The 10,058-nt window shown below is 72.6% G+C and carries 7 protein-coding genes and 1 pseudogene; 3 read left to right on the forward strand and 5 right to left on the reverse strand.

Annotated elements, in window-relative coordinates:
* Both BU198_RS27060 and BU198_RS27065 read left to right on the forward strand, forming a co-directional pair.
* Positions 1-129 (forward strand): annotated as a pseudogene (locus BU198_RS27060) (ABC transporter ATP-binding protein); the annotation flags it as partial.
* A gap of 56 nt (positions 130-185) precedes the next feature.
* Complete coding sequence (locus BU198_RS27065; RefSeq protein WP_188299497.1) at positions 186-2,753, forward strand: ABC transporter permease; 2,568 nt, start codon at positions 186-188, stop codon at positions 2,751-2,753.
* A gap of 86 nt (positions 2,754-2,839) precedes the next feature.
* On the opposite strand, the gene BU198_RS27070 is transcribed toward BU198_RS27065, so the two are convergent.
* The 5 genes from BU198_RS27070 to BU198_RS27090 all read right to left on the reverse strand — a co-directional run bounded on the left by BU198_RS27070 (position 2,840) and on the right by BU198_RS27090 (position 8,222).
* Positions 2,840-3,451: a DUF4232 domain-containing protein gene (locus tag BU198_RS27070; RefSeq protein ID WP_188299498.1), complete on the reverse strand. Its 612-nt coding sequence runs from the start codon at positions 3,449-3,451 to the stop codon at positions 2,840-2,842.
* Positions 3,452-3,684: 233 nt separating this feature from the next.
* Positions 3,685-4,530: an iron uptake transporter permease EfeU gene (efeU, locus tag BU198_RS27075; RefSeq protein ID WP_188299499.1), complete on the reverse strand. Its 846-nt coding sequence runs from the start codon at positions 4,528-4,530 to the stop codon at positions 3,685-3,687.
* Positions 4,531-4,580: 50 nt separating this feature from the next.
* Positions 4,581-5,897 carry an iron uptake transporter deferrochelatase/peroxidase subunit gene (gene efeB / locus BU198_RS27080; RefSeq protein WP_188299500.1) on the reverse strand — a complete coding sequence of 439 codons (1,317 nt, stop codon included), beginning with the start codon at positions 5,895-5,897 and terminating at the stop codon, positions 4,581-4,583.
* Positions 5,898-6,040: 143 nt separating this feature from the next.
* Positions 6,041-7,186 (reverse strand): iron uptake system protein EfeO, encoded by a 1,146-nt coding sequence (gene efeO / locus BU198_RS27085; RefSeq protein WP_188299501.1) that lies wholly within the window; start codon positions 7,184-7,186, stop codon positions 6,041-6,043.
* A gap of 211 nt (positions 7,187-7,397) precedes the next feature.
* The gene (locus BU198_RS27090) at positions 7,398-8,222 is read right to left on the reverse strand and encodes an ABC transporter ATP-binding protein (protein WP_188299502.1); all 825 of its coding nucleotides are present in this window, start codon (positions 8,220-8,222) and stop codon (positions 7,398-7,400) included.
* A gap of 241 nt (positions 8,223-8,463) precedes the next feature.
* Between BU198_RS27090 and BU198_RS27095 the strand changes: the two genes are divergently transcribed.
* The coding region (locus BU198_RS27095; RefSeq protein WP_188299503.1) for an amino acid adenylation domain-containing protein at positions 8,464-10,058 on the forward strand (1,595 nt) is incomplete at its 3' end.

Below are 10,058 nucleotides of genomic sequence, written 5' to 3' on the forward strand. Positions count from 1 at the left end.
GCCGCCTCCTACGCCGACCGCGTCGTCTTCCTCGCCGACGGCCGCATCGTCGACGAACTCCACCACCCCACCGCCGACACCGTCCTGGACCGCATGCGCCGCTTCGACGCCAAGGGCCGCACCAGCTGAGTCCCTGCCCCGAAACGCCACCCGTCCCCGAGTACTCCCAGGACTGACACCTCCCCATGTTCCGCACCGCACTGCGCAATGTGCTCGCCCACAAGGGCCGACTGCTGATGACGGTACTGGCCGTCATGCTCGGCACCGCCTTCGTGGCCGGCACCCTGGTCTTCTCCGACACCGTCGGCAACGCGCTCAGGACCCAGAACTCCAAGAGCTACTCCGACATCGCCGTCACGGTCAGCGACCAGGAGGCCGCCGGCAGCGCCTTCGGTGGCCACCGCGGCCAAGCCGGCAACGGCCCGACCCTCACCGAGGAGACCAGGCAGAAGGTCTCCGCACTGCCGGGCACCGCCGAGGTCCGCGGCGTGGTCAGCGGCTTCGCCGGCATCGCCGACAAGAAGGGCGCGCTGATCGGCAACGGCTTCTCCACCACCGGCACCAACTTCGTGCCGGGCGCCGACGGCACCGACCCGCGCTACCCGCTGGTCGAGGGCCGCGGCCCGAAGGACGCCACCGAGATCGCGCTGGACGCCAAGACCGCCGACAAGGGCGGTTACAAGGTCGGCGACACCGTCCGGGTCGCGGTCAACGGCCCGGTGATGCAGCTCAAGCTCACCGGCACCGTGCGCACCAACGACCCGCGCGTGATGGCCGGCGGCTCGCTGGCCGCCTTCGACACCGCCACCGCCCAGCAGCTCTACCTCACCCCGGGGCGCTTCGCCGAACTGGACGTCAGGGCCAAGCCGGGCACCGACGACGCCGCGCTGCTCGCCGCCGTCAAGCAGACCGTCCCGCAGGGCGACACGATCGAGGCGAAGACCGGCCGCGAGCTCGCCGACGAGCAGGACCGGATGATCAAGCAGGGCACCAAGTTCCTGAGCACCTTCCTGCTGGCCTTCGCGGGCATCGCGCTGTTCGTCGGCATCTTCATCATCGCCAATACCTTCACCATGCTGGTCGCCCAGCGGACGAAGGAGCTGGCCCTGCTGCGCGCCGTCGGCGCCACCCGCCGCCAGATCACCCGCTCGGTACTGATCGAGGCGCTGCTGATCGGCCTGACCGCGTCGGTGTCCGGTCTGCTGGCCGGCATCGGGATCGCCGTCGGGCTCAAGGCCCTGCTCAACGGCCCGATGGACGCCAACCTGCCGGACGGCCCGCTGATCGTCGCCCCTGGCACCGTGATCGCCGCGATCGCGGTCGGCGTCCTGGTGACCGTCCTGGCCGCCTGGCTGCCCGCCCGCCGCGCCTCCCGGATCGCCCCGGTCGCGGCGATGAGCTCGGCCGAGCAGCCCGCCACCCACAAGGGCCTGGTGGTCCGCAACACCATCGGCCTGCTGTTCTCGCTGGCCGGCGCCGCCGCGCTGGCGGCCGGTGTGGGCGGCAAGGAGGTCAAGCTGGTCGGCCTCGGCGCCGGTTCGCTGCTGATCGGCGTGTTCGTGCTGACCCCGCTGCTGTCCAAGCCGCTGATCGCGCTGCTCGCCCCGCTGCTGCGGGCCGTGTACGGCACCCCGGGCAAGCTGGCCCAGGAGAACGCGGTCCGCAACCCGCGCCGCACCGCCGCCACCGCCTCGGCGCTGACCATCGGCGTCACCCTGATCACCTCGCTGACGGTGATCGGCGCCTCCGTCAACCAGGCCGTGGACAAGGCCACCGCGACCGACCTCAAGGCCGACTACACGGTCGCGATGCAGAACTTCTCGTCGCTCTCCCCCGAGGTCGCCGCCCAGCTCGCCAAGGCGCCCGGCGTCACCGCGATCAGTGCGGAGCGCGGCGTCCCGGTCGACATCGGCCAGGACCGGGAGGACAGCGAGTGGCTGACCGCGGTGGACGCCGCGACCATCGACCAGCTGGCCACCATCAAGATCAAGGAGGGCTCCGCGGACGCCCTCAAGCAGGGCAAGCTGCTGGTCAGTTCGGGCCGTGCCGAGAAGGCCGGCTACAAGGTCGGCGACACCCTCGCCGTCACCTACCCGGACGGCGCCAAGGGCTCGCTGACCGTCGGCGGCATCCTGGAGGCCAACAGCGCGCTGGCCGCGCTCATCGCCCCCGAGGCCGTCGTCGGCCCGCACGCGCTGCCCGGCTCCGGTCTGGACAAGGTCCTGGTCAAGGGTGCCGACGGCGCGACCGAGAAGCTGAAGCAGGCGCTGCGCGACGCGACCGGCGGCAACCCGCTGATCGCGGTCAAGGGCGAGAAGGAGATCAAGGCGGAGAGCCGCCAGATGATCACCGGGATCCTGAACATGATGTACGGCCTGCTCGGCATGTCCGTGGTCATCGCGGTGCTCGGCGTGGTCAACACCATGGCGATGTCGGTGTTCGAGCGCCGCCGGGAGATCGGCATGCTGCGGGCGATCGGCCTGGACCGGCTCGGCATCCGCCGGATGATCCGGCTGGAGTCGCTGCTGATCGCACTGTTCGGCGGGCTGGTGGGTGTCGGCCTCGGCATCCTGGTCGCCTGGGCGGGCGTGCGCACGCTGGCGGACAGCCTCAAGGGCATCAGCACCGTCGTCCCGCCGGTGCAGATCGTCTCCTTCCTGCTCGCGGCCGCCGTGATCGGTCTGCTGGCCGCGCTCTGGCCGGCCCACCGGGCGGCGAAGCTGGACATCCTGGACTCGATCAAGAGCCAGTAGCGGTCCGGGAGTACGGAACACGGAGCCCCCGGGGCGGTTCGCAGGAACCGCCCCGGGGGCTCCGGCACGTCACGGGCCGGGCGGCGTCAGCCGAACAGCACCTTCTCGCCGTTCGGCTGCAGGGTGCCGGTGGTCAGCCCCGCGGCGGAGACCAGCAGCTCGCCGACCGGCTTGCCGTCGGTGCCGAGCACCTCGGCGGTGACCGGCGCGGTCTCGTCCGGCGCGGTGACCTGGAGGCCGGTGAGCACGTGGCAGCCGGTGTCCGACTTCTCGCAGGCGCTCCACCTGAGGCCCGCGTAGCCGGACTTGCCGGGCTTCAGGGTCACCAGCACCGGCGGCCCCGGGTGCGTCTCGCGGCCGGCCGCCAGCGGGTCCGCGCTGTTGTCGGCGCGCAGGCCGCCGAAGCCCGGGTACCCGTAGAGGGTGCAGTTGCGGCCGCTCGTGTTCCTGATCGTCACCATCGCCGAGCCCGCGCCCCTGACCTGCACGGTGGCGCTGATCTCGTCGCCCTTGCAGCGCGATCCGGCCGCCTGGCCGGCCATCGGGTCGGCGGGGACGCCGGCCCCGGTCGCGTTCGCCTTCGGGTCCCCCGGCTTGTCGTCGGTGTACTTCACGTCGTCGCACCCGGTCAGCAGTACGGTCGCGGCGAGGGCGGCGAGGGCGGCTGCGGCTAATCCGGCGGGCCTGCGAACGGTCATGGTCCCCCCATGGGTGGGTCGGTCGAGGGCAAGGAGCTGTCACTCCTGGTACGAAGATCGTGGCAGAACGGTTCCACTGGGGCACGTGTTCGCCCGAGGTGACCGCTTTCCGTACCTTCCTGTCCGGTTTCCCGCCAAGACGGCCTCATTCATACGAAACCGCCCCGCCCGGCGGGTGCCGGGCGGGGCGGGGCGGTGCGCTGTCGGACCGCGGGCGGTGACGAACCGCCGGGTCAGGCGGCCGGCTTGGCGGCCACCGGCTGGGCGGGCTTGGCCCGGCCCCCGCCGATGAGGTTGAAGAACACGGCCAGCGTGGGCACCAGGTAGAGCAGCCAGACCACGATCTGGAGCACCGTCGGGTCCGGCTGGAAGTTGAACACGCCCTTCAGCAGGGTGCCGTACCAGCTGTCCTTGGGGATGGTGCTGGAGATGTCGAAGGCCAGGGTGTGCAGACCGGGCAGCCAGCCGGCCTCCTGGAGGTCGTGCACGCCGTAGGCGAGGACGCCGGCCGCGACCACGACCAGCATCGCGCCGGTCCAGGTGAAGAACTTGGCCAGGTTGATCTTCAGCGCGCCCCGGTAGAACAGCCAGCCGAGCACCACCGAGGTGAGCAGGCCGAGCGCGGCGCCGACCAGCGGGTTCCAGCCGTCCTCGGTGGCCTGCACGGCCGTCCAGATGAACAGCGCGGTCTCCAGGCCCTCGCGGCCGACGGCCAGGAAGGCGGTGACCACCAGCGCGGTGGTGCCCATCGCGATCGCCGCGTCCAGCTTGCCGTGCAGCTCGGTCTTCAGGTGCCGGGCGGTACGCCGCATCCAGAAGACCATCCAGGTCACCAGACCGACCGAGATGATCGACAGCGTGCCGCCGAGCGCCTCCTGGGCCTCGAAGGTGAGCTGCGAGGAGCCGAACTGGAGGACCGCGCCGAAGACCATGGAAAGTCCCACGGCCGAGGCGACGCCGATCCACACCGGCGGCAGCTTGTCCTTGCGGCCGGTCTTGACCAGGTAGGCGATCAGGATGCAGACGACCAGGCTGGCTTCGAGGCCTTCGCGCAGGCCGATCAGGTAGTTGCCGAACACGCGGGCTCCTGGGTGGGGGTCGAGAGGTGGTACGGGGGGAGGGAGAGGGGTCAGCCGAAGAGGGCCTGGCCCCACCACTCCCCCGGCTTGCGCACGCCCGCCGGGCAGGCGAAGTGCGCGGAACCGACGTGCTGGATGTACTCGTTGAGCTTGTCGCTCGCCGCGAGCTTCTGCTGGAGCGGGACGAAGGCCTTGCGGGTGTCGCGCTGGTAGGCGAGGAAGAACAGCCCCGCGTCCAGGCGGCCGAGGCCGTCGGTGCCGTCGGTGAAGGAGAAGCCGCGGCGCAGGATCATCAGGCCGCTGTTGGCGTCCGGGTGGGCGAGCGCGACGTGCGAGTCCGCGGGCATCGCCTTGAGGTCGGGGTCGTCGTGCTCCTTGACCTTGCCGTACGGGGCGCCCTCGCCCTTGGTACGGCCGAAGGTGTCCTCCTGGTCCTTGAGCGAGGCGCGGTCCCAGGTCTCGATGTGCATCCGGATCCGCCGGGCGACCAGGTAGGAGCCGCCGGTCATCCACTCCGGGCCGTCGCCGGGGGCGGCCCAGACGTGGTCGGACAGCTTCCCGGTGTCGGTGCCCGCGATGTTGTGGGTGCCGTCCTTGAAGCCCATCAGGTTGCGCGGGGTCTGCTGGTCCGGGGTGGTCGAGGAGGTCTTGCCGAAACCGAGCTGCGACCAGCGGATGTTGACGGTGCCCATGCCGATCCGGGCCAGGTTGCGGATCGCGTGCACGGCGACCTGCGGGTCGTCGGCGCAGGCCTGGACGCAGAGGTCGCCGCCGCTGCGGGCGGGGTCGAGCTTGTCGCCCTTGAAGTTCGGCAGGTCGATCAGGGCCTCGGGGCGCTTGGACTGGAGGCCGAAGCGGTCGACCGTGGTTCCGTCCGGGCCGGACTTCTCGAACAGGCTCGGGCCGAAACCGATGGTCAGGGTGAGCCGGGAGGCGGGCAGGCCGAGGGCCTCGCCGGTGTCGTCCGGCGGCGCCTCCGCCGAGCCGGGCACGGCACCGGTGCCGACCTCGCGGCCGCCGGTCATCGCGGCGGCCGCCTTGGTCCACTCCTTGAGCAGCTTGACCAGGGACTCCCTGGTGGCCTTCTCGGAGACGTCGAAGGCGGCGAAGTGCAGCCGGTCCTGGACGGGCGTGGAGACGCCCGCCTGGTGCTCACCGTAGAACGGCACCTCGGCGCCGACCTGGGCGGCGGCCGGGACGGCGTCGTCCTGCCGGGTGGCCGCGGCGACCGAGCCGACGGCGGCGGCGCCGAGCGCGACGCCCGCGCCGGCCCAGCCGATGACGGCGCGCCGGCTGACCGTGCTCCTGGTCGTGGTGGCGTCGGTGGCGGCCGGCGTCCCGTTCTGCTGCTCGTTCCCCGTGTCCATCGGTGGGCGGGCCCTTCTGCTGTGCCGGACTGCGCCGCTGCGCTCGTGCCGGACTTCTCTGCGCTGACCCACGACGGCCGTGGCGCCCGGATCGCGGGCCGCCACGGCGTCGGTGGGGTGTGGAGGGTGGTGCTTGGGGCGCCTTACTTGACGACCACGGCGGCGGCCAGCTTCGACAGCGGCTCGCCCAGCGAGTTGACCGCGTCGGAGAAGGTCTTGCGCTCGGCCTCGGTGACCTTGTCGTAGGAGGTGAAGGTGCCGTCGGCCTGCTTGTACTTGGCCAGCAGCGCGTTGATGGCGGCGAACTCGGAGTCGAGCGTCCTGGCCAGCTCCGGGTCCTTCTCGGAGGCGACCGGCTTCAGCAGCTCGTAGGCCTTCTGCGCACCCTCGACGTTGGCCTGGAAGTCGGCCAGGTCGGTGTGGCTGTAGCGGTCCTCCTCACCGGTGATCTTGTTGGTGGCGACCTCGTCCAGCAGCTCCTTGGCGCCGTTGGCCATGCTGGTCGCGGTGATCTCGGCCTCGGGGATCTTCTTCTGCCAGTCCTTGAGGTCGGCGACCAGCTGGTCGGCGAGCTTCTTCTCGTCGTCGCCGATCTTCGCGTCGGCCCAGAGCGACTTCTCCAGCTTGTGCCAGCCGGTCCACTCCTGGCCCTGCTCCAGCTTGTCCTCGCGGGTGTCGGTCTTCGGGTCGACGTCACCGAAGCTCTCGGCGACCGGCTCGGTGCGCTCCCAGCCGGTGCGCGAGGGCGCGTACAGCGACTTGGCCTTCTCCACGTCGCCGGCCTTGATCGCGGCGGCGAACGCCTCGACGGCCGGGATGGTGGCGTCGGCCTGCTCCTGGGCGTACGTGCGGTAGGCGTCGACGGCGGCGGTCAGCCGCGGGTCGGCGGCCGCGGCGCTGCCGCCCGCGCCGGTGACCGTGATCTTCTGGCGGATGCCGTCGCCGACCATGCCGGGCTTGCAGGCGACCTCGTACGAGCCGGCCTTGATCTCGGCGTTGATGCTGGCCTTGGTGCCGGGGCCGATGTTCTCGCGCTCGGTGATGATCTTGTCGCCGTCGCCGTAGACGTAGACCTCGGTGGTCTTGGAGCCCTTGTTGCTGATGTCCAGCACGACGTGACCGGCCGGGAAGCTGGTCTTGGAGACCTCGCAGGCGGTGTCGGTGGCGTTCACCTTGACCGCGTCGGCGGCGGCCTTGTCGTCCTTCTTGGCCGAGCAGCCGGCCAGCGTTGCGGTCGCCACGGCGAGGGTGAGCAGCGCGGCTGCGGTGGAACGGCGACGGGCGGACATGCGGGCTCCAACGGAAAAGGGCATGGGAGTGCCTGGGCAGGGCGGCCGGCCGGGGACCAGCAGACCATTTTTAGCTAAGGCATACCTTACGTACGGACGAATTGACGTCCATACCCACCCCCAGAACCATTACCTTTCCGTTGCCTTCCCCGCATGCGGTTCACCATGCCCGGCAAGGGGGGGCGTAACCTCCCCTCGCCGGACGGGGGCCTTACCTGCCGGGCGTCCGGCGGTCGGCGGCCCGGGCCGTCCAGCGGCCCTCGTGCCGGCTGATCCTGATCGGGTGGCCGAAGGTCTCGCTGATCAGCTCCGTGGTCATCACCGCGTCCACCGGGCCGGCCGCCACGCACTCGCCGCCGCGCAGCAGCAGGGCGTGGGTGGTGCTCTCCGGCAGCTCCTCCAGGTGGTGGGTGACCAGCACGCTGGCCAGCTCAGGGTGCTGGTGGCGCAGCAGGTCCAGGCTGTCCAGTAGCAGTTCGCGGGCGGTCAGGTCGAGCCCGGTGGCGGGCTCGTCGAGCAGCAGCAGCCGCGGGCTGGGCATCAGCGCCCTGGCGATCAGGGCCCGGCCGCGCTCGCCCTGGGACAGGGTGGTCCACGCGGCCCCGGCCATCGCGCCCATGCCGAGCGTCTCGATCAGCTGCTCGGCCCGCTCCACCGCCTCCGGGTCGGGCTTGCGGTGGAACTCCGGCTCGATGGTGTTGGTGTGCCCGGTGAGCACCACCTCGCGCACGGTCAGCGGCGAGCGCAACGGGTGTCGCGGGTTGACGTGCCCGAGGTGGGCGCGCAGCTCGCGGATGTCCACCCGGCCGAGCCGGCGGCCGAGCACGTGCACCTCGCCCCGGGTGGGGTGGGAGACCGCGCCGAGCAGCGCGAGCAGCGTCGACTTGCCCGCGCCGTTGGGGCCGAGCAGCGCCCAGTGCTCGCCGGGCCTGATCTCCAGGGTGATCCCGCGCAGCAGGTGCCGGCCGTCGCGCACGACGTCCACGTCCCGGGTGCGCAGCAGCGGCCCGTCGAAGTCGGGGGCGGACGAGTTCATGGCGGGGCTCCGATCGCGGCGGCGGGGGCAGGGCGCGGGCAGGGCGCCGCACCGGACGGGCCGGCGCCGTCCGTCCGCGTGCAGAGTACAACCGTCGGCCCGGGGCGGGCCCGGCTGTCCGAGGGCTGGACGCGCCAGAACCCTGTTGCCCGGCGGGAGTTGGGGGGAGGATCGTGCCTCCGAGGGGAATCCGGGGGAATCCCCGGGATCCGGGGGAAGCGGTGACGAGGGGGAGACGAGGATGACCGAGGAGCGGGCCGGCACCCTGCACGCACTGGTCGAGCGGCAGGCCCGCAGGGCGCCGGAGGCGGTGGCCGTGCGCTGCGGCGACCGGGAGCTGACGTACGGGGAGCTGGACTCCAGGGCCGGGCGGCTGGCCGCCGTGCTGGCGGAGCGGGGCCTGGCCCCGGGCGGCCGGGCAGCGGTCGCACTGGGCCGCGGCACCGAGGTGTACGTGGCGCTGCTGGCCGTGCTGAAGGCGGGTGCGGCGTTCGTGCCGCTGGAGCCGAGCGCGCCGGACGCACTGCTGCGGCACGTGCTGGCGGACGCCGCACCGGACCTGGTGGTGACCGAGCAGCGCCACCGGGCCCGGCTGGGCGACGCCGGCCCGGCGCCGTTGGTCTGCGTCGACGCCCACTCCCCCGCCGAGACCCCGTTCGAGCCGCCCGAGGTCTCCCCGGCCGACCTCGCCTGCGTCTTCTACACCGCGGGCTCCACCGGCCGGGCCACCGGCGCGCTGATCGAGCACCGCAACCTGCTGGCCGCCTACCGGGGCTGGCACGCGGTGTACGGGCTCACCGACGAGGACCGGATCCTGCAGACCGCGAGCCTGGAGTTCGACGTCTTCACCGCCGACTGGGTCCGCGCGCTGGGCAGCGGCGCCACCCTGGTCGTCACCCCGTTCAACCTCACCCTGGACCGCAAGGCCGACCTCGGCGCGCTGCCCGCCCTGATCGCCGCCGAGCGGATCACCGTCCTGGAGCTGAACGTCCGCACCGCGCGCCGGCTGACCGCCCTGCTGAGCGCCGGCGGCGGCACGAGCGGCACCGACGGCGGCGCCCTGCCCGGGGTGCGGCTGCTCACCGTCGGCGCCGAGAAGTGGTACCTGGACGAACAGGTGGCCCTCAAGCGCCTGCTCGGCGAGCGGACCAGGGTGCTGAACGTCTACGGCCTGGCCGAGGCCACCGTGGACAGCACCTGGTACGAGGCTGGGGACCCGGGCGTCACCGGGGGCGCCGAGAAGGTCTCGCTGGTCGGCCGCCCCTTCCCCGGCACCCGGGTGTACGTGCTGGGGGCCGACGGCAGGCCGCTGCCGCCCGGACGGCTCGGTGAGATCGCGATCGGCGGCGCCGGCCTGGCCCGCGGCTACCTGAACCGGCCCGCGGACACCGCCCGGCGCTTCGTTCGGGCCGACTTCGACCCGGACGGACGGGTGCTGCGCACCGGCGACCTCGGGCGGCTGCGGCCCGACGGCGAGCTGGAGTTCGCCGCCCGGGTGGCGACGGTGGTCGGGCCGCTCGGCTCCCGGCCGGCGGCCTCGGTGGCGAGCAGGGTCCGGGCGGCGGTCCTGGCCGAGGGCGTGCTGCGCGGCCACCCGGCGGTCCGCGAGGCGGTCGTGGTCGAGGTCGAGCCGCGGGAGGGCAAACGGCAGCTGGTCGGCTACGCGGTGACCGATCCCGGCGCGGACGGGGCGGACGGCTGGTCGCTCTCCCAGTACCTGCGGAGCCGGCTCCAGGGCCGCTCGGTGCCGGACGCCGTCGTCCCGGTGTCCGAGCTGCCGCGCACCCGGGCGGGCAAGCTGGACCGGGCGGCGCTGCCGCTGCCCGCCCCGCCGGG

Source organism: Streptomyces sp. CBMA156 (assembly GCF_014596515.1).
In the GTDB taxonomy this organism is placed as follows: Bacteria; Actinomycetota; Actinomycetes; order Streptomycetales; family Streptomycetaceae; genus Kitasatospora.